The sequence below is a fragment of the Croceibacterium mercuriale genome, from assembly GCF_000802385.1.
GTDB lineage: Bacteria > Pseudomonadota > Alphaproteobacteria > Sphingomonadales > Sphingomonadaceae > Croceibacterium > Croceibacterium mercuriale.
Genome location: NZ_JTDN01000001.1, coordinates 220,986 through 240,914 on the forward strand (window position 1 = coordinate 220,986; position 19,929 = coordinate 240,914).

Genomic DNA, 19,929 nt, shown 5'->3' on the forward strand with positions numbered 1-19,929 from the left:
GCCATCGGAGATGTACCATGCAGCTGCCCAAGATCGACCTGTCCGCCCTGCCCGACCTCGACACCCTGGTCGGCATGTTCGGCTCCCTGCATTACAGCGCGCCGGGCCATGACGATTCCGTCGTGATCCTGGCGACCTACCTGTACGACGCGCTCTAAGCGCCAGGCAGGCAGGGGAAGCTTCCATGCGGATCGATCCCGCGATCGCAGCGCTCCGCGCAGACCGATCGCTGCAACAGCAGGCGCAGGTGGCGATGGGCGCCACCGGCGCGGCGTGGCGCCGGGATCATGCCGTTGCCGCGGCGATCGAGGATCTCGATCGCTATGGCGCCGGCGCTCCGCTGGAAGCCTGCCCCGCGCTGGAGGCGATGTTCAGCGATGCGGTGACCGCGCCGGAGCTGGCCGGTGCACTTGCGCGACACTTCGTGCCCGTGCTGCGGGAACGGGAATTTGCCCATCCCCCTTTCCGGCACAGCCATGCGGGCGCCCTGTCCACGCTGCTGCTCGCCCGGTCGGGGCGGGCGTGCCTAACGATCCATGCCCGCGAGCCCGGCCGATGGTCGTATGAGCTGGCCGGCTATACCGACGCGCTGCGGCATGAGGCGGTGCTGGCTGGCGCGGGCGAGGGGCGCATCCTGCGCTGCGCCAAGCGGCCTGACGGCGCCTACCACCTCGACAGCGAGACCCTGTCCCTGACGGCCGGCGACCGGCTCGCGCTGGACCTTGGCAGCGAGACGCTGCAGGTCGTGTCGGCCCGCATACGGCTGGTGACGCTGCGTCTGCAGCGCGAAGCCGCCGATCCGGCGCCGTCGCGCGAACATGCGCTGCCCGATGGTCGCCTGCTGCGGCAGGCCAGCGGCGCCATCCGTTCCAGCCGGCAGGAAATGATGCTGGCGCTGCTCGGCCGCATGGGCCGGGCGGAAGCGGCGCCGGTCATGGCCGAGATGGCCTGCGAGGATGGCGACCCGTCACTGCGCTGGCAGGCCATGCGCGAAAGCCTGGCGCTCGACACCGCGACCGGCTTCGCCGCGCTGGTGGCGCTGGCCCGCCGTCCGCACGATCCCCTCGCCCGGGCGGCCGGCGCCTTGCGTGCGCAGCTGGTCGAGGCGCATCCGGAACTGCTTGCCCTGGAGGCCACATGCCCCGCGTGATCGAACCCACCGAACTGCCCACCGCGGTCGCCGCATCCTGCAGCGTGGCAGAATGCATCGATGCGCTGGAGTATCAGGGTTTCGACCCGCAGGCGGAAGACAGCCTGCTGGGTGCCGCGCACTGGCTGGCCCGGCTGGGCGCGAACCACGACTTCCTGGCGGAGATCATGGTGGCCGAGCTGGCGAACCGTCACAAGGCGGATGACGGCAGCACCGCCTACGGTCCGCAGGTCATCATGCTGTCGCCACTGGGCCGCCCCTATTTCCTGCGCGCGGCGATCTGGCCTTCGCCGGAGGAGCACATGTTCCGTGCCAGCGGCGGCAGCGCCTTCGTGTACGAACTGCCGCACGATCACAATTTCGACTTCCTGACCTACGGCTATTTTGGCCCGGGCTATGCCTCCGACTATTACGAGTATGATTACGAGAACGTCGCCGGCGCCATCGGCGAACATGCCGGCCTGCGCTTCGTCGAGCGGGCGCAGCTGACGCCCGGCAAGATCATGCATTACCGCGCGCATCGTGACGTCCACTCGCAGCTGCCACCTGCCGCGCTGTCCGTGTCGCTCAACGTCATGCATTCTGGCGGGGCGCAGGGCTGGACCGACCAGTACCGGTTCGACACCGACAAGGACGAGATCGACGGCATCCTGAGCCCCGGCGCCAGCGAGGTGTTCCTGCGCATCGCAGTCGGGCTGGGCGGGGCGGAGGCGCTGGATCTGGCGGATCGCTTCGCTGCCCGGCACCCCAGCGATCGCATGCGGCTGACGGCCTTGCAGGCCCGGGCCGGCATGCTCGACCCGATCGCCGCGGACGATCTGTGGCGCCGTGCTGAGGCATCCGGCAGCCGCTTGGTCGCACTGGAGGCGGTACGCTATCGCCGGGAACTGGCGCTGGTCAGCGCCGGATAGAACATATGTGAAATGCGGAGCCGATCCGCAGCGCCTCCATTGAAGGCATGAGCGTGAGGCCAGTCTGGCCTCAGCCATGCCACTCAAGGAGCTACGAAATGTACTACTTCGACAAGCGGCTGCAATATCCGGTCAAGGTGGACAAGCCCGATCCCCAGTTCGCGCGCATGCTGCAGCAGGCGATCGGCGGCGTGGAAGGCGAGATCCGCGTCTGCATGCAGTATTTCTTCCAGGCGTGGGGCAACCGCGCGCCGAACACGAAATATCGCGACATGCTGCTGAACACGGCGACCGAGGAGATCGGTCACATCGAGATGCTGGCAACCGCGGTTGCGCTGAACCTGGAGACGGCCCCGGTCGCCGAACAGGAAGAGGGTGTGAAGGATTCCATCGTCGGCGCCGTGATGGGCGGCGGCAATGGCCGTCACACGATCGAGGGCATGCTGCACAAGCATATCCTGTCGACCGGCCTTGCGGCGCAGCCGGTGGATGCCGACGGTGTCCCGTTCAACATGAGCCACATCTATGCCAGCGGCAATGTCGCGGCAGACATGTACTGCAACGTGGCGGCGGAAAGCACCGGCCGCGTGCTGGCGACGCGCCTGTACAATGCGACGACCGATCAGGGCATGAAGGACATGCTGCATTTCATGATCGCGCGCGACACCATGCATCAGCAGCAATGGCTGGCCGTGATCGAGGAACTGGGCGGCGCCGAAGGCTCGCTGCCGATCCCCAACTCCTTCCCGCAGGAGCTGGAGGATCAGGCCAACAACTACAATTTCTATGGCCACGCCGCAGACGGCACCCCGCCGCCCGAAGGGCGCTGGACGTCCGGCCCGTCGCTCGACGGCAAGGGCACCTTCACGGTGGTGCAGAGCGTACCGCTGGGCGAGGAGCCGATCCTCGGCCCTGCACGCCCCGACAGTGGTGCGCAGAAGGAACAGATCGCCTGATGACAGCCGCGGGTGGGGCGATCACGCTCCACCCGCTCACATACCTCTGATGAGCGGGTGTGTAACGGCGACCCGCTCGCATTAGCGCTTGCGTTCCGGCTACCCTCCCGCCATGAGCAGGCTACTGCGAAGCGTTCGCACGTCTTCGCAGATGGGTCTTGTATGTTCGGGGGGTTCTACCATGCTTTTCCGGTCCAGCGCGCTGGTGTCAGCCAGCGCGATCTGCCTTGTCGCGACCATGCCGGCGCTGGCGCAGGATGCGGCAGGCGGCGAGAGGGCCGATCAGGACCTGAAGGTTGCCATCGACAGCCAGACATCCGGAGATCCGGAGGACATCGTCGTCACTGCGCAGGTGCAGGGGCTGCAGGCGCTGGGCGCGACCACCATCACTGCGGAGGACATCGCCAAGCAGCCGCCGGTCAACGACCTGTCCGACCTGCTGCGCCGCCAGCCGGGCCTGAACCTGACCGGTGCGGGCAGCGCCGGCACCTATGGCAACAACCGCCAGATCGACATTCGCGGCATGGGGCCGGAAAACACGCTGATCCTGGTGGATGGCAAGCCGGCGCAGTCGCGCAATTCCGTGCGCATGGGGCGGGACGGCGAACGCAACACCCGCGGCGACACCAACTGGGTCCCTGCCGAGGAGGTGGAGCGGATCGAGATCCTGCGCGGCCCGGCCGCGGCGCGCTATGGGGCCGGCGCGGCAGGCGGTGTGATCAACATCATCACCAAGGGGCCGGCGACCGAGTTCCGCGGCAATTTGTCGACCTACATCCTGAAGCCGGAGAGCGATCTGGAAAGCATGACCTATCGCGGCAACGCCTCGGTCGCCGGGCCGCTGGCGGACGGGCTGGGCTTCCGGGTCTATGGCAACTGGAGCAAGACCACCGGCGACGATCCGCGGATCAACGCCGCCGCCGCCGATGCGCCGGCCGGCACCGTGCCACCGGGCGGGCGCGAAGGGGTGGAGAACAGGGACATCAACGGACTGGTGCGCTGGCAGGTGGCACCCGGGCACCGGCTTGACCTGAATGCCGCGTACAGCCGCCAGGGCAACGAATATCAGGGTGAATATCGCCTGCCCGGCGGTGCCGTCAGCCCGATCGTGCAGGATCTGATCGGTGAAGAGACCAACGTGATGCGTCGCACCACGCTGAGCGGAAGTTATGACGGGCTGTTGCCTTTCGGCAATTTCGAGGCGCTGCTGCAGTTCGAGCAGACGAAGAACCGTCGGCTGAACGAAGGACTGGCCGGCGGTGGCGAAGGTACGCCGACCTCGACCACGAACTTCTCCGAAGCGACCTTGCGCAACTGGTACGGGCAGGCATCGCTAGACCTGCCGTTCGAGACCGCCATCGCGTCGCATGTCCTGACGCTGGGCACCGAGTTCCGGCACGAATATCTGAATGATGCCTTCGCGGTCTCGCAAGGCACCACTGCGCCTATTCCGGGGCTCGAGCCGGGGTCGGGCGGCCTGCGCAATCCGGAATCCGATGCCACCACGCTGGCCGTTTTCGTCGAGGACAACATCACGCTCGGCATCGTGACCCTGACGCCTGGCGTCCGGTTCGACAATCACAGCACCTTTGGTGACAACTGGTCGCCCAGTTTCTCCGCCGCGGTGGAACCGTTCGCCGACTTCATGATCAAGGGCGGTATCGCGCGCGCATTCGCCGCGCCGAACCTGTACCAGTCGAACCCCAATTACCTGTACTACACTGCCGGCTTCGGCTGTCCCTTCGCGTTCCCCAATCTGGGTGGCGGCTGCTACGTACAAGGCAATGCCGATCTGGAGGCGGAAACCAGCATCAACAAGGAGATCGGCATCGCCTACTCGCCGGCCGGCTGGAACGTGACCGCAACCTATTTCCGCAACGATTACGACAACAAGATCATCGCCAACAACGTGCCCATCGGCACGGCACCGCTGAACGGCCGCCTGGCGCAGATCTTCCAGTGGTACAATTCGGGCAAGGCTGTCGTCGAAGGGCTGGAAGGCAACCTGCTGGTGCCGGTGCTCGATGGCCTGTCGATCAACACCAACGTCACCTACATGATCCAGAACGAGAACCGCGAGACCGGCCGCCTGCTGTCCGTGGTGCCCGACTACACGGTCAACACGACGCTGGACTGGGAGATCACCGACCAGTTCACCTTCGTGGGCACCTTTACCCGCTATGGCGAGCAGCAGCCCAACGGCGTGCTGTACAGCGGGGGCGCGCCGACGCAGGAGCAGCAGCGACCCCGCGATCCGTACAATCTGGTCAACATCAACCTGCTGTTCCGCGCCAACGAGTATTTCCGGATCAGCGCAGGCGTGAACAATCTGTTCGACGAGGCGCTGTTCCGTGAAAGCGCCAACAACGGATCGGGCGCGAACAACTACAACGAGCCGGGCCGTGCCTTCTTCCTGACGACCAACTTCACCTTCTGATCTCCGATCCGCGCCAGCAGCGCGCGCCGCTTATCTTGCAGCAGGTGCAGGAGCAGCGATACCGGCCGGCACCCGCCAGTGCCCTGTTGGACATGGCGGGGCAGGGGGTCGATGAACAGGGCTCCGCCTCAGCGTAACGGTTCGCCCGGCGCGGAGGCGCGCACCGCGACCGCATGGACGCGGCTGCCGGGAATGTCGCCAAGTGCACGGTTTACCATCCGCTGCCGCTCCAGCCGGCTGACCCCGGCGAAGGCATCCGCCTCGATCACGATCGTGAAATGCGACTCCCCGCTGCCATCGTCGCCCGCATGGCCGAGGTGCTGCGCGGTGTCGTTGATCACCTCCAGCCGGATGGGGGCGAGGGCGGCGCGCAGGCGCTGCTCCATCTCGGTGGCGAGGGGGCCGCTCATATTTTGGTCCTTTCGGGCAGGTTCAAATCCGGCCGGGCGTTACCATCTGTTGGCGGATGCGGCAGCAGCGATTTCACGGACGGCATGAAGGCAGGGGGCAGCGGTGCGAGGCGCCAGGGTGTGATGACCCGGGCGAATTCCGCGCGCCTGGCGACCGCGGCAGCAGTTTTGACGGGCCGGGCCACTGGCGCTGGTTCTGCCTGCCCCATGTGCGCGAATTCAATGCCGGTTATGACTGGTTCGAAGGCATGAGCGCGGACGAGATCCTGCAGGCGCAATCCCCCATTTCCGGCTGGGCGACGGAGACGCGCGCCTTTCGCGCCGAGCCTGCCGACGGAATGCCCCGCTGGGCCGACTTCACCGATCCGCTGGACGCGATCAATGCGCGGGCCAACGACATCCGCCACGGCGTCACCAACCGGCGGGCGCGGCAGGCGCAGCAGACCCGCTTCACCCCACGCGAGCACGAGGCGCTGGGCGCGCTGGGGCTGGACCCGCAGGCGGACCGTGCAGGGCTGCGCAAGCGCTATTCCGAACTGGTCCGACGGTACCACCCCGATCGCAATGGCGGGGATCGTGCGCACGAGGCGAAGCTGCAGCGGGTCGTGGAAGCGTACAACCTGCTGAAACGCGCCGCTGCCTTTGCTTGATCTGCGGGGGCCCGATGCTATCCAGCAGGGGTGAAACCGCACCGCCTGCTCCGCACGAGCTTCGCCCTGGCTGCCCTGGCCGGCACCATCCTGACCCCCATTGCCGTCGCTGCGCAGCAGGCCGACCAGCCTGCGCCGCTGGCCGATCTGGTACGGCAGGTGGATATCCCGTTCGAGACGTTCACGCTGGATAACGGGCTGACCACGATCGTCCACACGGACCGCAAGGCACCGGTGGTCGGCGTCACGGTGTATTACAGGGTCGGCAGCAAGCACGAACCGCGCGGCCGCACCGGTTTTGCCCATCTGTTCGAACATCTGATGTTCACCGGCAGCGAGAACGTACCGAACTTCGACATTCCGCTGGAAGCGGCGGGCTCGACGGCGACTAATGGTTCCACCGACACCGACCGCACGAACTATGTGGAAACGGTGCCGACCGGCGCGCTGGACCTGGCGCTGTTCATGGAAAGCGACCGCATGGGCTACCTGCTGGGCGCAATCGACCAGGCGAAGCTGGATCGGCAGCGCGGCGTGGTGCAGAACGAGAAGCGGCAGGGCGACAACCAGCCTTACGGTCTGGTGCGCTACAAGCTGCAGGACGGCCTGCTTCCGGTGGGCCACCCCTATCGCCACTCCGTGATCGGGTCGATGGCCGACCTTGATGCGGCCAGCCTGACGGACGTGCGCAAGTGGTTCGTCGACAATTACGGCCCCAACAATGTGGTGCTGGCGCTGGCTGGCGACATCGATGCCGCGACCGCGCGTCCGCTGGTGGAACGCTGGTTCGGCACCATCCCGCGCGGGCCGCAAGTGGCGGCAACGGTGGCCGAGCCGGTCACGCTGGCCGCGCCCGTGCGCGAGGAGATGGCCGACCAGGTGCCGACCACCATGGTCATGCGCGCCTGGACCGGGCCGGCGCTGACACACCCCGACTCCGTTCCGCTGGCAGCCGGCATGGCGGTGCTGGGCGGGCTGGCCTCCTCCCGGCTCGACAATGTGCTGGTGCGCGACCGGCAGCTGGCCGTGGCGGTATCGGCCAGCGCCGGGCAGGACGAGCAGCTGAGCTGGCTGTCCGCGCAGATGGAGGTCCGCCCCGGTGTCGACCCCGCCGCGGCCGAGGCTGGCTTCGACGAGGTGATCGCCCGCCTGCTGGCGGAAGGGCCGACGCAGGACGAACTGGCCCGCGCGGCGACGCAGATCGTTTCCGCGCAGATCGGCGCGCTGGAAGTGGTCGGCGGCTTCGGTGGCAAGGGCTCCACCCTGGCCGAGGGGCAGCTCTATGCCGGTGACCCGGCGCACTACAAGGCGGAGCTGGCGCAATTGGCCGCGCTGACGCCGGCGCAGGTGCAGCAGGCGCTGCAGCGCTGGCTGGGCCGTCCGTCCTACACCCTGTCGGTGGTGCCAGGCGCGCGAACGGAGAGTGGCGACACGATGGGCGGCTGGGGTGACGAGGGGACGGACCCCGTCACGCCTGCGCCCGAGCCGGCTGCGCCGCAGATCACCTCGACCCCGCGCACCGCGCCGGAGGTGGCGCCGGTGGGCGAGCTGGCGTTCCCCGAGGTCGAGCGCGCAACGCTGTCGAACGGCATCGAGGTCGCCTTGGCGCGCCGCACGGCTGTGCCCAAGCTCAGTCTGGCGCTGACCTTCGATGCCGGAAGCGCAGCCGACGGTGCTGCCCGGGCGGGCACCCAGTCGCTGATGATGGAGATGCTGGAAGAAGGCACCTCCACCCGCAGCGCGGTGCAGATCGCGGAGGAGCAGGAGCGGCTGGGTGCATCGATCAGCACCGGGACGGGGATCGACACCTCGTCCGTCAGCATGAGCGCGCTCAGCGCCAATCTGGTGCCGTCGCTGGCGCTGATGGCGGACATCGCGCGCAATCCGGCATTTGCGGCGGGCGAAGTGGCCAGGGTCAAGAACCAGCGGCTGGCGGCGATCCAGCAGGAACAGGCCAGCCCTGTCGGCCTCGGCAGGCGCGCGCTGAACCCGCTGCTCTTCGGCGAGGGGCATCCCTATGGCAATGTCGGTGCCAGCGGCAAGCCGGTGGTGATCGAGGCACTGACGCCCGAGGCGCTGGCGGCGGAACATGCGCGCTGGTTGCGGCCGGACACAGCCAGCATCACCGCCGTGGGAGACGTGACCATGGCCGAGCTGGTGCCCGCGCTGGAGCAGGCGTTCGGCAACTGGCAGGCACCCGCCGGGGACAAGCCGGTCAAGGATCTGGCCGCCGCCACCCCGCAGGGCCAGAGCCGGCTGGTGGTGGTCGACCGGCCGAACAGCCCGCAGAGCGTGCTGCTGCTGGGCCGCGTGCTGCCACTGGTCGGTACGGAGCAGGGGCAGGAGGCGCTGGAGCTCGCCAACGAGGTGATCGGCGGCGGCTTCCTCAGCCGGCTGAACATGAACCTGCGCGAGGACAAGGGCTGGACCTACGGCATCGGCAGTTCGGTAGCGCAGCCGGTCGGTCCGCGCAGCTTCGTGGTGTCCACCCCGGTGCAGACCGACCGGACGGGCGACGCGATCCGCCTGATCCTGGACGACCTGAACGCCTTCGCCGGAGGCAAGGGCGTGACGGAAGAGGAGCTGCAGCGCGTGACCGAAGGCAATGTGCGCGGCCTGCCCAACCGGTTCCAGACCAACAGCCAGGTGCTGGGCGCCCTGCTGGCCAACCGCGCGCTGGGCCGGCCGGACGACTACCAGGAGCAGCTGGCGCAGATCTATCGCGGCACCGATGCCGCCGCGATCGACAAGGCGGCGGCGGAGTATCTGCAGGGCGGCGCGCTGACCATCGTGGTGGTCGGCGATCGTCAGGCGATCGAGGCGCAGCTGCAGGGCGTTGGCCTGCCGGTCGAGTATGTCGACGCCGCAACCCTGTGATGCGGGCCTGAGGGGATCGGTCGGCGGCGTTGCCGGCCGATCCCCTGGCGGTGCCTAGAACGCGCCCGGCAGTTCGCGCTCAACCGTGGTGGACGGCTGGGCAGGCTGCAGCAGGCGGCGTTCCGCCGGCGTGCCGGTGCGTGCCGCGCTGGCGCTGGCCGTGGCGGTGACGGAGATCGGCGTGCAGCTGCCGCTGCCCAGCCATTGCAGCGCCGTCGCGATCATCCCCTCTGCCGGATCGCCCAGCTGCCGAGACAGGTCGTCGCGGGCGGTGCAGGTGACGGGCACGGTGGTGGCGAGCCCGCGATAATAATCGCCCTGGCCGGCGGCATTTACGGTGCGCAGCGCCACCACCCGCAGGCGGTCGTCGCATTCGGGGCGATCGATCGCGATCTGCCCCACCGGCTTGCCGTAGGTGTTGCTGCCGACCAGCGCCATGTTCGTACCAAGATAGGGCGTGAATGCATTGATCACGAGCTCGCTGGCAGAGGCGCTGTCCCCGGTGGCGATGAAGGCGACCCGCGTGGCCGCAATCGCCTGAGCGGGTGGCTGGAAGGCAAAGCGTTCGTTCTCCGCCGACTTGCTGGCGCGATAGGTGATCTCGCCGAAGGGTTGCCCGGCCCGGTTCGCGGCCATCAGGTTGCCCAGCGCCTGCGCGGTGCGGATCAGTCCGCCGCCATTGTAGCGCAGATCGACGATCAGCTGCGTGATGCCTTCCGCCCTGAACCGCGCGAAGGCGCCGGCCAGGTCCGGCTCGGCCGTGTCGATGAAGGTGCGCAGGTTGATGTAGCCGACCCGCTGCCCGCCACTCGTCAGCACCTGGGCCCCGTACCGGTCGGACACCGGGTCGAGCGCAAAGCTGGCCTTCTGTATCGTGACCGTGCGTTCCGCACCACTGCGGGCGCGGATGCCGAGCATACGGCTGACACCCGGGTCGGGCGGGCCGAATGCGGCATAGACGGCATTGGCGCCGCCAGAGGCGAACAGGGACGTCACGCTCACCCCGTTGACCGCGAAGATTTCCGCGCCCCGCTCGATCCCGGCGGCGGAGGCGGGCGTGTTCTCGAAAGTTTCGCTGACCAACACACGGAAGGTGGGCTCGTCATAGCTCAGCCGGAAGCCGAAGCCGGCGCTCGTACCGGTTTCGTAATAGGCGTTCTCCTCCCGGATTGAGGTGAGATAGGTGAAGTACCGGTCGCGCCCGAGGGCACGGGCCGGGGCGACCAGCGCGTCGATATAGGCATCGACCGTGGTGTAGCCGGCCGGTTGCACGTTAAAGGCCAGGTTATCCGGGAACAGGTACCATTCGTCCAGCGTGGCCTTCGCCCAGGCCTGCCGGCTGGTCAGCGAGCAGGCGGCCGTGGACGGGGCCGGCGTTGGCGTGGCACTCGCCACAGGTGCTGGGCCGCCGGAAATGCTGCTGCCACTGCCGCCATCATCGCCGCCGCAGCCGGCCAGCAGTGCCGCCATCGCACATAGCGCAGGCCCCATCCCGATGCGTCGCATGTCACCCATCCCTTTGTTTCCGCGATACTACTTCGGCGGGAGGGGTGCGGCAAGGTGATCATTATACCGATCGAAGCCGTGCCGGGACCCTTGCCAAGGCCTGCAGGAGCGGGCAGGAGTCGCCCCCGAATTACAAGGGAGATGCGTTGCCGATGCTCGAACATGTGCCAGCCTGGCTCGGCCGCGCGCTGGGCAATGTGCGCGCCGGCCATGGCAAACTGGCCGTCGCGCAGCTGGATGACGAAGGACTGGTCGGCCAGGGTGGCTTCACGCTGCGCTCCGCTGCCTTCACCCATGGGGAGGCGCTAGACCCCAGCTTTACCGCGGACGAGGAAGACGCCGTTGCGCCGCCGCTGGAATGGACGCAGCCGCCCGCCGGTACGCAGGACATGGTCCTGCTGGTCGAGGATCCGGACGCGCCTGCGCCGCAGCCCTTCTGCCACTGGCTGGTCTGGGGCCTGGCGCCCGCGGCCGGGCAGCTGCTGGAAGGGGAGAACCCGCCGCGCGTGGGCAAGAACTCCTACGGGAATTCCGAATGGCTGCTGCCCGATCCGCCGACCGGGCATGGCAGCCACGATTACGTGTTCCAGCTGTTCGCGCTGGACCTGCCGCTGACGCAGATGCCCGGGGCTACCCGGGACGAAGTGCTGGCGGCGATGCAGGGGCATGTGCTCGCCGCAGCGGTGCTGACCGGCACCTACAGCCGGGACGAACGCGCCGGGGCGTGGGACGAGGATGACGAGGGCTGATCCCTTGACGGGAACAGCCGGGCGTTGACGGGTTTTTGACAGTCAATCTGGAAGGACAGGGAAGCAAGTTATGGCCGCAAAGAACAACGCGCTGAACAAGCCGGTGACGGTGTCGGAAGATCTGGAGCAGGTCATCGGCAAGGGCCCGATGACCCGCGCCGAGGTGACCAGCAAAGTGTGGGAATACATCAAGTCCAAGAACCTGCAGGACGAGAAGGACAAGCGTCAGATCAACCCCGACGACAAGCTGGGCGCGGTGATCGGCAAGGACCAGATCTCCATGTTCAAGATGACCGCTGCGGTGTCCAAGCACCTCAGCTGAGGGATCATCGGCGGCGCCATGGCCAGTCCGTGACGCCGCCGGCCCACAACGCAGCCCAGATCAGCACGGGCTGCGCCAGCATCCGCGGGATGTGATAGGCGAGGTTTCGCCCGCCATTGATGTTGGCCATGTCCATCAGCATGTGGTTGATGTTCGCCGGCCAGACGCACAGCGCATAGGCCGCCAGCCCCCACCCGCCGGCCCGCCGCAAGCCGGCCGACCATCCCTGCAACAGCGCGGCGGCACCTGCCAGTTCGGCCCATCCGGTCAACTGCACCATCAGCTCGGGCGCGGGCACGCCGGCCGGCATGATCGTCAGGAACGGGGCCGGCATGGCCAGGTGGAACACCCCTGCCACGCCGTAGAACAGCGCCAGCGCGCAACGGGTGAACGCGCGCGCCGGCATTGGCTCAGGCCTCCTGCGCAGGCACGCCAACCTCGCCTTCGTCCTCGCCATCCCAGTAATGGACCCGCTTGGCGCGCACTTCCACCAGCACCAGGCCAGGCGTATCCACGCCATCCTTGAACCAGCGGTCCAGATCGGGCGTCCAGTGCTCGCGGAAAGCAGCCTTGTCGCGGATCAGCACCGCCTCCCCTTCGACATGCACGAACAGGCCCGGTGCGCCGACCAGGCCCTTCAGCCCGGCCTTACCCTGGTAGGTCAGGCCGACGGAGGCGTCACGGGCGATGTCCTCCACCGTGCGAGTATCGTCGGAGCTGAAGAACCAGCTGGTGCCTTCATAGGCGACCTGACGATTGTTGCTCATGGGCCGGCCGGCCAGCGAGCCATCGGCCGCGCGGCTGACGAGCATGCAGAAGTCGATGTCCTTCAATGCCTCAGAAATGTCATCCAGGGTCTTGGTCACGGCACTGCTCCTGATATCATGTGCCGGACGAACCCGCCGGGCGACCGGGCGGTTCCGCTGATCCATGCAGGAAGGGACAGGCGCCATGGCGATCCGGACGGGAATTGGCGGCTGGGTCTATCCCCCATGGCGCGGCGGCGTGTTCTACCCGCCAGGGCTGGTGCAGAAGGGGGAGCTGGCCTTCGCCTCCCGCGCCGTGTCCGCGATCGAGATCAATGCGACGTTCCACAGCCTGCAGAAGCCGGAAAGCTTTCGCAAATGGCGGGACGAGACGCCGGAGGGCTTCGTCTTCGCACTGAAGGGATCGCGCTACGTGTATAGCTCGCAAGCGCGGCTTAGACGGGCGGCCGTGCACAAAGCCTCGTAAAGACGACGTTGATACCGCGCTCTCGGGCGGAGCAGCTCGTCTGCCGCGTTCTGGGGTAGCAAAGCTACCCAGCGTTCCGACCTGACAATCTTCTGAGTGCTTGGATTCCTGATAGAATGCACCAGTGCGGTGCTATCCACCGGGGCGACGAGTTCATGTCGCTGGCACGGTGCAGCTACAAGTGGCACCATTGGGCAGATCCTTATGGGGCCTTGGAATAATGCAAAGGCCCATTCGTAACAATAGAGGCTCCGGGGACCGGGCATTAGGCAGCTCCGATGCCTGCAGGCATCGGAGCTGCCTAGCCGCTCGACGCCCAGTCTGTTTAGCCGCGCTGGAGACTGGTGCGCGACTGCTTCTTGCAGCCTTCAGGCCTCTTTTGTTTTGTAAATTTGATCATAAGCGCCAGCTCCAAAGTGGACCTTACGAGCAACCATCTCGTCGATAACGCCTCGGACACCTAGTATTGCTGCGTCGTGGCCTTTGGGTCTCGCTGGTTGATAGGGCATTAATTTGGCGCCTATTGTCGCTAGCAATCTCTCCGCTTACCGCAACGCCGTGTCGACCTCTTAGGGAAAATTTCCGCACCGTAGAGGCAATCTCGGAGGATTGCGGGGCCAGGTGCCATGCATAGGCGAGCGGCTGCTTCGCGCCTGTCCACCGCAAACCCTGCATGATCGCGCCAAGATCGACCCCGGCGGCGAAGAGGTCCTAGTCACAACCGACCCGCAACGAGTGCCGATGCGGCGGCGACGAGCGGCTCGATCTCGCCTGCTGTGCAGGTGTAGGCTAAGGAGCGAAACACAGAGCCTTCGGTGATGCCGCCATGGCTGGTCCAATCGGCCAGGTAGTTGGCCGATGCGCACGACAACCACACGTAGGCACCGTCGGCTTCCTAATCGGTTTTGGAGTGCGGGATGAACCCCGAGGCATCGCCGCCACCCAACCGCATGATGTGTTCGGGCCTGATCGTCACGAGCCGGATCGCCGCAAGCCCGCATCATAGCCGACCGACAGCAAAGCGCGGTCGCGCTTGCCGGCAGCATCTTCCGGAATGGATTGGACGAGGGCCAGCAACGACCCCGGTTGCAACGTCTCGTCAGCGAGATCGGCGACATCGCCTTTGAGCCCCAGACCGCGTGCTCGACGGACCACGCGCTTGTCGCTCATGCGAATGCCGCGCTGCTTCCAGCGCACCAACTCATCGACTGGCAGCGGCAGTTCAAGCACCGCGTGCAGGCGTACCATCGAGGCAACCAGCCGGTTGGTGGGATAAATTTGCGCGACTCTGCATCCATGAAACAATCATCCGACAGGTCGCGATTGCGCTTGCGGCGTTTCCCGGCTTCTGCAACCTGTCGCGCAGCGCTGGTCAATCCCAGCGTGGGGGCGTCGTAACCCCGGGTCGTCTGGCCGGTCGCGTGCTTCGCGGCCGGGTGGCCGCCGCGTATGTCCAGGGTACCGCCTAAAGGCGGCGGCGCCTTGGCGGACGCCAGGTTACGAACACCCGGCTTTTGCCGGTCCCCCGCAGTCAGGAGGATCGACATGCGCTTCAACTTCTATGATGTGGTCTCACCGGCGGAGCTGCGCACCGGCTTGCTGCAGATCGTCGCCTATCTAGACGAATACGGCGTGGACCGCTTGTCCCACGTCCAGCTGTATTGCCTGCCTTGGCGCGGCGGCGACCTATTGCAGGCGGTTGACGAGCGCGGGCGGACGGCACCGGTTGTGGTTCAGCATATCGAGGGAGATCTGTGGCGGCGTTTGGGACCTGGCCCCAGCTCGCGTCAGGCGAGCGGGTTGGCCGAGGCCGACTCACTGTCCGCACGTGGACTCGGACTGTGGAGCGACCTGTCAGGGGAAGATTGAGACGATCGCCAACTGAGCGGCGGTTGAGAACGATATTCGTTCTGTCATACACATAAGCTAGCGGATTCTTGCTCGCTAGCCGGATTCATGTCGCGGGTTTTGGTGACGATAAACGCGCGGCGGTCTGTGCCGGCTCGAAAGCCTTCGGCGGGGATTAGATCGAGCCACTCATGATCGCGCGCCTTTTTAACCCAACCGGCTTAACTGGCGGACATTGCGGATGATCTCCGCGCCGGCCGAGGTCACGCTGTCGGTCGGATCTCGTAATGCCAGCAGCATAGCGCGCGCTTCGACCTTGAGGTCAGCTTTGAGCTGGTCGTCCAAGGCCTCGTAGTCGTCAGCGCCGCTACGAACCTTAGCTAGCGCGCGCGCGGCATTGTCCAGCATCGTCATCGTGACCTCCACAGGCAGTCGGCGCCTGTGCCGCTACCATTATCGGCCTTCATGCCCGCGCCGCTCTGGAAGGTGAAGCGGTCGATAATCGTCAGCTGCAAATCATGGTTGCCCTGAGCGCGCGACTTCGTGCAAAGCTCGTAAGCGGACTGGCCGTTTCCGCCCCTTTGCCCTCGTTCAGCCTTGCTCTTCTGCATCCCAAAAGCCGTCGTTCGTTCACCGACCAACAGCACCGGCCGAAGTCGGCAGACACAATCCGGGCATGCATCGCTTCAACGTAAAACAAGTCGCGGGTGGGTTGCCTCAGCCGACAACCGCGATTAGATCGCGGCTTCGCTCTTGGGGAGTAGCTACCCACTCCGGTGGGGCCATCGTCAACACACTCGACCCTCCGGGATCGTGGCGGTGGCAGCGAACGCAGGTTCGCCCAGCAAGACCAATGACGCTGTACTCCGCTTTGAGGTCGGGGGTGCGTGCGTCGTTTGGTTATCGGCCCCGAGATTATGACATGGCTGGAATCTTAACGCTTGGCGCATTGGGCGCGAGCTTGTCGGTCGACGCATTTGCCGCTTCGCTCGGCAAAGGCGCAACAGAGCAGGGCAATCGCTGGCGCGACGCTGTCAGGGTCGGAGCAGTCTTCGGCTTTTTCGAGGCGATCACTCCGGCGATCGGGTATTTTCTAGGCTACATGCTGAACGACAGGATTGTGGCCTACGATCACTGGGTCGCCTTCGGCCTGCTGCTGGCGGTTGGTGCATACATGGTACGCGAAGCCCTGATGGGCACCGACGAGCCGGCAACGGAGCCGCGCACCGATATAACCTACTGGCGCTTGGCGGTAACCGCGATCGCCACGAGTATCGACGCTGCGGCGGTCGGTATTTCGCTCGCGCTCATGGATGTGAACGTATGGATGGCGTGTCTCATCATCGGCGGCATCACCACGATTGTCGCTACTAGCGGTGTCATGCTCGGTAAGCACATCGCTCCGCATCTTGGGCGATATGCTGGCGTCCTTGGAGGCTTGGTGCTTGTGGCAATTGGTGGCTCGATACTTTTCCAGCACCTCACTGCCTAGGTGCCTAGGAAGTTACAGAGCACCCAGCAAACCTACTTTAGCTGGATTCCCTCCGACTGCAGTACGAACAGGGTCAGTACCTTGTTGAGACGATCTTGGATGGTCAGAGCAGACGCTGCCACCATCCCACATCATGCCAGTGACCGAACTTGCGCCCCACCTCCCGATAGATCCCGAGAGCGGTGAACCCCACGCTTTCATGAAGGCCGACACTGCTTTCATTCGGTAGCGCTATGCCCGCAAATGCCGCATGAAAGCCGCGCTCCTGGAGGTCTGCTAACAACGCCGTATACAGGGCGCGGCCTACCCCCGAACGCCGTACCTCATCAGCGATGTAGACAGTGACATCGACGGACAAGCTGTAAGCAGCGCGGGTGCGATGCTGACTGGCGTAGGCATAGCCAGCAATTCGGCCGTGCCGCTCTGCCATCAGATACGGGTAATCCGCCAACGTTGCCTCGATCCGCGCTGCCATCTCCGACACGGACGGAGGATCCACTTCGAACGAGATTGCGGTATGCTCAACCATCGGCGCGTAGATCGCCTGTATCTCATCGGCATCCGTCGCCGTTGCAGTGCGGAGGCGAAGTGAGGTCATTCTTGTCCGCCTTGCGGTGCGATCGCGATGCTCGACAGGTCTGATGCTAGATCCACCGGCACCCCGGCTTGCTTGCGTTCCGAATAACGATCAACCAGCTGCGTTGCATGTGGGCGCAGCAGCACGGTGAAGCGCACCAGCTCCTCCATCACATCCACGATCCGGTCATAGTAGCTCGAGGGCTTCATGCGCCCGGCCTCGTCAAACTCCTTGTAGGCCATTGCGACAGAGGATTGGTTGGGGATGGTGAACATGCGCATCCAGCGGCCGAGCAGGCGCAGGGTGTTGACCCCGTTGAACGACTGCGAGCCGCCCGACACCTGCATCACCGCCAAGGTGCGGCCCTGTGTCGGGCGCATGCCCTTCATTTCTAACGGCAGATGATCGATCTGGGTCTTCATGACGCCGGTGATCTGGCCATGCCGTTCCGGGCTGCACCACACTTGGCCCTCTGACCACATTGCCAGTTCGCGCAGCTCGTGCACGGCCGGATGATCGTCACCTGGCACCTGGTCGGTCAAGGGCAGAGTCGAGGGATCGAAGATGCGCGTCTCGGCCCCGAACAGCTGGAGCAGACGGGCCGCCTCCTCGATGCACAAGCGAGAGAACGAGCGTTCCCGCAGGCTGCCGTACAGCAGCAGGATGCGCGGCGCCGGATCGGGGGTGCCAAGCCCCGAGGCTGGCTGCGGGACGATATAGGCGCGGTCGAGCGCTGGCAGATAATCGAGTTCAGACAATGTGCGGAGCGGCATCAGGCAGTCCTTGGTCCGAGCAGGATGACACAGGCGCCGATAATGCAGAGGGCTGCTCCACCCACGTCCCAGCGGTCCGGCCGCACGCCTTCGACGCCCCAGAGCCAGACCAGTGAGGCGCAGATGTAGACGCCGCCATATGCGGCATAAGCTCGCCCGGCCGCCTCGCTGTCTACGCGCGTCAGCAGCCATGCGAAGAGTACAAGGGATATAACGCCTGGAGCCAGCCAGGCCGGCGATTTGTCCAGGCGCAGCCATGCCCAGAACGCAAAGCAACCGCCGATCTCGGCGAGTGCTGCCGCCAAGTACACGAGCGCTGTCATGAGATGCTGACCCTGAGTGCGAGCGCGGCTAGCGTGATGAGCAGCACCGGCACGGTGAGCGACACCCCGACGCGGAAGTAGTAGCCCCATCCGATCCGCACGCCCTTCTGCCTCAGTACGTGGAGCCATAGCAGCGTCGCAAGTGAACCAATCGGAGTGAGCTTGGGACCAAGGTCACACCCGATCACATTGGCGTAGATCATGGCTTCCTTGATGGCGCCGGTCGCGTTTGTGGCATCGATCGACAGCGCGCCGATCAGCACGGTGGGCATGTTGTTCATCACCGATGACAGCAGCGCGACGATCACGCCCGTCCCCAGCGCCGCGCCCCAGACGCCGCCCTGTGCCGTCCGGTCGAGCAACACGGCCAGGCTGTCGGTCAGCCCTGCATTTCGGAGGCCGTAAACGACCAGATACATGCCAAGTGAGAAAATCACGACCTGCCATGGTGCGTCACGCAGCACCTTGCCGGTCTGGATCACATGGCCGCGCCCTGCAATTACCAGCAACACGACTGCCCCGGCTGCGGCCACGGCACTGATCGGCACGCCGAATGGCTCAAGCAAGAAGAAACCGGCGAGCAGCATTGCCAGGACAATCCAGCCACCGCGAAAGGTGGCGGCATCGCGGATCGCCTCGTGCGGCGCGCGCAGCGCGCCCACATCATAGGCTCGCGGAATATCGCGGCGGAAGAACACCAGCAGCGCAGCCAGCGTGGCAGCGACCGACACCAGGTCCACCGGCACCATCACGCCCGCGTATTCAGCGAAGCCCAGACCGAAGAAGTCGGCTGACACGATATTGACGAGGTTGGAAACGACCAGCGGCAGACTGGCCGTGTCGGCGATGAAGCCGGCGGCCATGACAAAGGCGAGCGTCGCCTTCGTGCCATACCCCAGTGCCCGCAGCATGGCGATGACGATCGGAGTCAGAATCAGAGCCGCACCATCATTGGCAAACAGCGCGGACACTGCCGCGCCCAGCAGGACGACCAGCACAAACAGGCCCACCCCGTTCCCTTTGCCCCATCGGGCGACATGCAGTGCCGCCCACTCGAAGAAGCCTGCCTCGTCGAGCAGCAGGCTGATGATGATGATTGCCACAAAGGCGCCGGTTGCGTTCCAGACAATGTCCCACACCACCGGTACATCCGACAGCGAGACCACGCCGGCGAGCAGCGCCACGATTGCGCCGCCCATAGCGCTCCAACCAATGCCGAGCCCCTTTGGCTGCCAGATGACGAGCGCGATCGTGGCGACGAAGATCAGGACCGCTGGAAGCATCAAGCGATGCGCTGGCCCGATGCGTCCACCACCTGTTCGCCATCTTTCTTCGTGAACGCGCCGAGCTGATCTGCCGGCAGCAGATCAAGCACTGCCTCTGACGGGCGGCACAGCTTCACGCCCAAAGGCGATACGACGAGCGGTCGATTGATGAGGATCGGGTGCGCAATCATGGCGTCGATCAGCGCATCGTCCGACAGCAATGTGTCAGCCAGACCCAGCTCGGCGTAGGGTGTGCCTTTCTCGCGCAGCAGGGCACGAGGAGTAATCCCGGCACGCTCGATCAGATCGACCAGCAGGGCTCGGGAAGGCGGGGTCTTGAGATACTCGACGACGTGCGGCTCGATGCCGGCGTTGCGGATCATCGCCAAGGTGTTGCGCGAAGTTCCGCAAGCGGGATTGTGGTAGATCACGATATCGACGGCCATAGCG

24 protein-coding genes and 1 riboswitch are annotated in these 19,929 nt (G+C 65.7%); of the genes, 12 read left to right on the forward strand and 12 right to left on the reverse strand.

The window, feature by feature from the left end:
- The first annotated feature begins 17 nt into the window (after nucleotides 1-17).
- The 5 genes from PK98_RS16970 to PK98_RS01020 all read left to right on the forward strand — a co-directional run bounded on the left by PK98_RS16970 (nucleotide 18) and on the right by PK98_RS01020 (nucleotide 5,454).
- The gene (locus PK98_RS16970; RefSeq protein ID WP_161792383.1) at nucleotides 18-158 is read left to right on the forward strand and encodes a hypothetical protein; all 141 of its coding nucleotides are present in this window, start codon (nucleotides 18-20) and stop codon (nucleotides 156-158) included.
- A gap of 26 nt (nucleotides 159-184) precedes the next feature.
- Nucleotides 185-1,150 carry a hypothetical protein gene (locus tag PK98_RS15850; protein WP_052207841.1) on the forward strand — a complete coding sequence of 322 codons (966 nt, stop codon included), beginning with the start codon at nucleotides 185-187 and terminating at the stop codon, nucleotides 1,148-1,150.
- The gene (locus PK98_RS01010; protein ID WP_039093603.1) at nucleotides 1,138-2,061 is read left to right on the forward strand and encodes a hypothetical protein; all 924 of its coding nucleotides are present in this window, start codon (nucleotides 1,138-1,140) and stop codon (nucleotides 2,059-2,061) included. Before PK98_RS15850 ends, PK98_RS01010 begins: the two co-directional genes overlap by 13 nt.
- A 98-nt stretch (nucleotides 2,062-2,159) precedes the next feature.
- Entirely contained in the window at nucleotides 2,160-3,017 is an 858-nt protein-coding gene (locus PK98_RS01015) for a manganese catalase family protein (RefSeq protein WP_039093605.1), read from the forward strand.
- A 181-nt stretch (nucleotides 3,018-3,198) separates the two neighbouring features.
- The gene (locus PK98_RS01020) at nucleotides 3,199-5,454 is read left to right on the forward strand and encodes a FepA family TonB-dependent siderophore receptor (RefSeq protein ID WP_039093607.1); all 2,256 of its coding nucleotides are present in this window, start codon (nucleotides 3,199-3,201) and stop codon (nucleotides 5,452-5,454) included.
- Between the two features lie 128 nt (nucleotides 5,455-5,582).
- On the opposite strand, the gene PK98_RS01025 is transcribed toward PK98_RS01020, so the two are convergent.
- A complete protein-coding gene (locus PK98_RS01025; protein ID WP_039093609.1) occupies nucleotides 5,583-5,864 on the reverse strand; it encodes a BolA family protein in 282 nt (93 codons plus the stop codon).
- A 56-nt stretch (nucleotides 5,865-5,920) separates the two neighbouring features.
- Between PK98_RS01025 and PK98_RS01030 the strand changes: the two genes are divergently transcribed.
- Together PK98_RS01030 and PK98_RS01035 are read left to right on the forward strand one after the other, a co-directional pair.
- Complete coding sequence (locus tag PK98_RS01030; protein WP_039093611.1) at nucleotides 5,921-6,514, forward strand: J domain-containing protein; 594 nt, start codon at nucleotides 5,921-5,923, stop codon at nucleotides 6,512-6,514.
- Between the two features lie 30 nt (nucleotides 6,515-6,544).
- Complete coding sequence (locus PK98_RS01035; protein ID WP_152608496.1) at nucleotides 6,545-9,391, forward strand: M16 family metallopeptidase; 2,847 nt, start codon at nucleotides 6,545-6,547, stop codon at nucleotides 9,389-9,391.
- Nucleotides 9,392-9,445: 54 nt separating this feature from the next.
- Here the strand turns inward: PK98_RS01035 and PK98_RS01040 are convergent, their stop codons facing one another.
- Nucleotides 9,446-10,897: a S41 family peptidase gene (locus tag PK98_RS01040; protein WP_052208319.1), complete on the reverse strand. Its 1,452-nt coding sequence runs from the start codon at nucleotides 10,895-10,897 to the stop codon at nucleotides 9,446-9,448.
- A 152-nt stretch (nucleotides 10,898-11,049) separates the two neighbouring features.
- Here PK98_RS01040 and PK98_RS01045 point away from each other — a divergent pair, with 152 nt between their 5' ends.
- A complete protein-coding gene (locus tag PK98_RS01045; RefSeq protein ID WP_039093615.1) occupies nucleotides 11,050-11,646 on the forward strand; it encodes a YbhB/YbcL family Raf kinase inhibitor-like protein in 597 nt (198 codons plus the stop codon).
- A 70-nt stretch (nucleotides 11,647-11,716) separates the two neighbouring features.
- A complete protein-coding gene (locus tag PK98_RS01050) occupies nucleotides 11,717-11,968 on the forward strand; it encodes an SWIB/MDM2 domain-containing protein (RefSeq protein ID WP_039093617.1) in 252 nt (83 codons plus the stop codon).
- A gap of 4 nt (nucleotides 11,969-11,972) precedes the next feature.
- Here the strand turns inward: PK98_RS01050 and PK98_RS01055 are convergent, their stop codons facing one another.
- Together PK98_RS01055 and PK98_RS01060 are read right to left on the reverse strand one after the other, a co-directional pair.
- The gene (locus PK98_RS01055; protein WP_039093619.1) at nucleotides 11,973-12,374 is read right to left on the reverse strand and encodes a DoxX family protein; all 402 of its coding nucleotides are present in this window, start codon (nucleotides 12,372-12,374) and stop codon (nucleotides 11,973-11,975) included.
- Between the two features lie 4 nt (nucleotides 12,375-12,378).
- A complete protein-coding gene (locus PK98_RS01060) occupies nucleotides 12,379-12,834 on the reverse strand; it encodes a pyridoxamine 5'-phosphate oxidase family protein (protein ID WP_235425351.1) in 456 nt (151 codons plus the stop codon).
- Nucleotides 12,835-12,919: 85 nt separating this feature from the next.
- Here PK98_RS01060 and PK98_RS01065 point away from each other — a divergent pair, with 85 nt between their 5' ends.
- The gene (locus PK98_RS01065; RefSeq protein WP_039093621.1) at nucleotides 12,920-13,201 is read left to right on the forward strand and encodes a DUF72 domain-containing protein; all 282 of its coding nucleotides are present in this window, start codon (nucleotides 12,920-12,922) and stop codon (nucleotides 13,199-13,201) included.
- Nucleotides 13,202-14,173: 972 nt separating this feature from the next.
- Here the strand turns inward: PK98_RS01065 and PK98_RS01070 are convergent.
- A complete protein-coding gene (locus PK98_RS01070; RefSeq protein WP_039093623.1) occupies nucleotides 14,174-14,449 on the reverse strand; it encodes a hypothetical protein in 276 nt (91 codons plus the stop codon).
- A 297-nt stretch (nucleotides 14,450-14,746) separates the two neighbouring features.
- On the opposite strand from PK98_RS01070, the gene PK98_RS01075 reads away from it, so the two are divergent.
- Nucleotides 14,747-15,070, forward strand: a complete 324-nt coding sequence (locus PK98_RS01075) for a hypothetical protein (RefSeq protein ID WP_039093625.1) — start codon at nucleotides 14,747-14,749, stop codon at nucleotides 15,068-15,070.
- A 186-nt stretch (nucleotides 15,071-15,256) separates the two neighbouring features.
- Here the strand turns inward: PK98_RS01075 and PK98_RS01080 are convergent, their stop codons facing one another.
- Nucleotides 15,257-15,463 (reverse strand): hypothetical protein, encoded by a 207-nt coding sequence (locus PK98_RS01080; protein WP_152608497.1) that lies wholly within the window; start codon nucleotides 15,461-15,463, stop codon nucleotides 15,257-15,259.
- Nucleotides 15,460-15,660, reverse strand: a complete 201-nt coding sequence (locus PK98_RS01085; RefSeq protein ID WP_152608498.1) for a hypothetical protein — start codon at nucleotides 15,658-15,660, stop codon at nucleotides 15,460-15,462. Before PK98_RS01085 ends, PK98_RS01080 begins: the two co-directional genes overlap by 4 nt.
- A gap of 142 nt (nucleotides 15,661-15,802) precedes the next feature.
- A riboswitch (yybP-ykoY riboswitch) is annotated at nucleotides 15,803-15,966 on the forward strand.
- Nucleotides 15,967-16,010: 44 nt separating this feature from the next.
- On the opposite strand from PK98_RS01085, the gene PK98_RS01090 reads away from it, so the two are divergent.
- Nucleotides 16,011-16,541, forward strand: coding sequence for a manganese efflux pump MntP (locus PK98_RS01090; protein WP_456062127.1), 531 nt, complete (start codon nucleotides 16,011-16,013; stop codon nucleotides 16,539-16,541).
- A 103-nt stretch (nucleotides 16,542-16,644) separates the two neighbouring features.
- Here the strand turns inward: PK98_RS01090 and PK98_RS01095 are convergent, their stop codons facing one another.
- Genes PK98_RS01095 through arsC form a run of 5 tightly spaced genes read right to left on the reverse strand, consistent with a single transcriptional unit; the run spans nucleotide 16,645 to nucleotide 19,925 of the window.
- Nucleotides 16,645-17,139: an arsinothricin resistance N-acetyltransferase ArsN1 family B gene (locus tag PK98_RS01095; RefSeq protein ID WP_039093634.1), complete on the reverse strand. Its 495-nt coding sequence runs from the start codon at nucleotides 17,137-17,139 to the stop codon at nucleotides 16,645-16,647.
- Nucleotides 17,136-17,891 (reverse strand): arsenical resistance protein ArsH, encoded by a 756-nt coding sequence (gene arsH / locus PK98_RS01100; RefSeq protein WP_039093636.1) that lies wholly within the window; start codon nucleotides 17,889-17,891, stop codon nucleotides 17,136-17,138. Before arsH ends, PK98_RS01095 begins: the two co-directional genes overlap by 4 nt.
- Nucleotides 17,891-18,214, reverse strand: a complete 324-nt coding sequence (locus tag PK98_RS01105) for a YnfA family protein (RefSeq protein ID WP_039093638.1) — start codon at nucleotides 18,212-18,214, stop codon at nucleotides 17,891-17,893. Before PK98_RS01105 ends, arsH begins: the two co-directional genes overlap by 1 nt.
- Nucleotides 18,211-19,497, reverse strand: coding sequence for an arsenic transporter (locus tag PK98_RS01110; RefSeq protein ID WP_039093641.1), 1,287 nt, complete (start codon nucleotides 19,495-19,497; stop codon nucleotides 18,211-18,213). Before PK98_RS01110 ends, PK98_RS01105 begins: the two co-directional genes overlap by 4 nt.
- Nucleotides 19,497-19,925, reverse strand: a complete 429-nt coding sequence (arsC, locus tag PK98_RS01115) for an arsenate reductase (glutaredoxin) (RefSeq protein ID WP_039093643.1) — start codon at nucleotides 19,923-19,925, stop codon at nucleotides 19,497-19,499. The genes PK98_RS01110 and arsC overlap by 1 nt, the downstream gene beginning before the upstream one ends.
- Between the last annotated feature and the right edge of the window lie 4 nt (nucleotides 19,926-19,929).

Excerpts from the sequence above, each read along its gene's own strand:
- PK98_RS16970 (WP_161792383.1), top strand. The coding sequence starts at position 18 with ATGCAGCTGCCCAAGATCGACCTGTCCGCCCTGCCCGACCTCGACACC.
- PK98_RS15850 (WP_052207841.1), top strand. The coding sequence starts at position 185 with ATGCGGATCGATCCCGCGATCGCAGCGCTCCGCGCAGACCGATCGCTG.
- PK98_RS01010 (WP_039093603.1), top strand. The coding sequence starts at position 1,138 with ATGCCCCGCGTGATCGAACCCACCGAACTGCCCACCGCGGTCGCCGCA.
- PK98_RS01015 (WP_039093605.1), top strand. The coding sequence starts at position 2,160 with ATGTACTACTTCGACAAGCGGCTGCAATATCCGGTCAAGGTGGACAAG.
- PK98_RS01020 (WP_039093607.1), top strand. The coding sequence starts at position 3,199 with ATGCTTTTCCGGTCCAGCGCGCTGGTGTCAGCCAGCGCGATCTGCCTT.
- PK98_RS01025 (WP_039093609.1), bottom strand. The coding sequence starts at position 5,864 with ATGAGCGGCCCCCTCGCCACCGAGATGGAGCAGCGCCTGCGCGCCGCC.
- PK98_RS01030 (WP_039093611.1), top strand. The coding sequence starts at position 5,921 with ATGCGGCAGCAGCGATTTCACGGACGGCATGAAGGCAGGGGGCAGCGG.
- PK98_RS01040 (WP_052208319.1), bottom strand. The coding sequence starts at position 10,897 with ATGCGACGCATCGGGATGGGGCCTGCGCTATGTGCGATGGCGGCACTG.
- PK98_RS01045 (WP_039093615.1), top strand. The coding sequence starts at position 11,050 with ATGCTCGAACATGTGCCAGCCTGGCTCGGCCGCGCGCTGGGCAATGTG.
- PK98_RS01050 (WP_039093617.1), top strand. The coding sequence starts at position 11,717 with ATGGCCGCAAAGAACAACGCGCTGAACAAGCCGGTGACGGTGTCGGAA.
- PK98_RS01055 (WP_039093619.1), bottom strand. The coding sequence starts at position 12,374 with ATGCCGGCGCGCGCGTTCACCCGTTGCGCGCTGGCGCTGTTCTACGGC.
- PK98_RS01065 (WP_039093621.1), top strand. The coding sequence starts at position 12,920 with ATGGCGATCCGGACGGGAATTGGCGGCTGGGTCTATCCCCCATGGCGC.
- PK98_RS01070 (WP_039093623.1), bottom strand. The coding sequence starts at position 14,449 with ATGGTACGCCTGCACGCGGTGCTTGAACTGCCGCTGCCAGTCGATGAG.
- PK98_RS01075 (WP_039093625.1), top strand. The coding sequence starts at position 14,747 with ATGCGCTTCAACTTCTATGATGTGGTCTCACCGGCGGAGCTGCGCACC.
- PK98_RS01080 (WP_152608497.1), bottom strand. The coding sequence starts at position 15,463 with ATGACGATGCTGGACAATGCCGCGCGCGCGCTAGCTAAGGTTCGTAGC.
- PK98_RS01085 (WP_152608498.1), bottom strand. The coding sequence starts at position 15,660 with ATGCAGAAGAGCAAGGCTGAACGAGGGCAAAGGGGCGGAAACGGCCAG.
- PK98_RS01095 (WP_039093634.1), bottom strand. The coding sequence starts at position 17,139 with ATGACCTCACTTCGCCTCCGCACTGCAACGGCGACGGATGCCGATGAG.
- arsH (WP_039093636.1), bottom strand. The coding sequence starts at position 17,891 with ATGCCGCTCCGCACATTGTCTGAACTCGATTATCTGCCAGCGCTCGAC.
- PK98_RS01105 (WP_039093638.1), bottom strand. The coding sequence starts at position 18,214 with ATGACAGCGCTCGTGTACTTGGCGGCAGCACTCGCCGAGATCGGCGGT.
- PK98_RS01110 (WP_039093641.1), bottom strand. The coding sequence starts at position 19,497 with ATGCTTCCAGCGGTCCTGATCTTCGTCGCCACGATCGCGCTCGTCATC.
- arsC (WP_039093643.1), bottom strand. The coding sequence starts at position 19,925 with ATGGCCGTCGATATCGTGATCTACCACAATCCCGCTTGCGGAACTTCG.